The organism is Micrococcus sp. ACRRV, from assembly GCF_022346985.1.
Lineage (GTDB): Bacteria > Actinomycetota > Actinomycetes > Actinomycetales > Micrococcaceae > Micrococcus > Micrococcus porci.
The window spans coordinates 1-592 of sequence record NZ_JAKRNH010000226.1 but is presented as its reverse complement, the minus strand read 5'-3'; the positions used below and the strand labels follow the sequence as shown (position 1 = coordinate 592).

The 592-nt window shown below is 79.1% G+C and carries 1 protein-coding gene; it reads right to left on the bottom strand.

Annotation, left to right across the window (positions count from 1 at the left end; all coding sequences use genetic code 11):
* Positions 1–527 (bottom strand): 2-amino-4-hydroxy-6-hydroxymethyldihydropteridine diphosphokinase (gene folK / locus MHY29_RS12230; protein ID WP_370643539.1); only part of this gene is annotated, 527 nt, incomplete at its 3' end.
* Positions 528–592 lie beyond the last annotated feature (65 nt).

Sequence of the window (592 nt, the reverse complement as noted above, 5' to 3'; positions counted from 1 at the left end):
GGTGTGGAGTCCGGGCGGAGGACGTCGGGGCGCGGGCCGTCCAGGTGCGCGGTGCGGGCGGGCTCGCGGCGCACGTGCGGGGCGTCGGCGGCGCGGGCACCGAGCTCGGCGACGGACTCGCCCGCCAGCTCGGCCTCCGGGTCCAGCCAGGCCCACGGCAGCAGCACGAAGCCGCGCTCGGCGGCCCGGGGGTGCGGGAGGACGAGGTCCGGGTGGTCGCTCGTGAGGTCCCCGTAGACGATCAGGTCCACGTCCAGGGTCCGCGCGCCCCAGCGCACGGTGCGGCGGCGGTGGTGGTCCTGCTCCAGCCGGTGGGCCACCCCCAGCAGCTCCCACGGGGAGAGGGAGGTGCGGATCCGCACCACCTGGTTCAGGTAGTCCGGCTGGCCGGGCGGGCCGCCCACCGGCGCCGTCAGCGCCCGCGGGGAGGCCGCCACAGCCTCGATCCCCGGGGTCACCGTGAGCACCGCGACGGCGGCGTCCAGCGTCTCCGACGGGTCGCCCAGGTTGGCCCCCAGGGCGAGCACCGCCGTGACCGGCGAAGACGGGCGGGCGGCGAGCTCCGGCGTCGGGGCGGGGCCCTCCGCGGGGT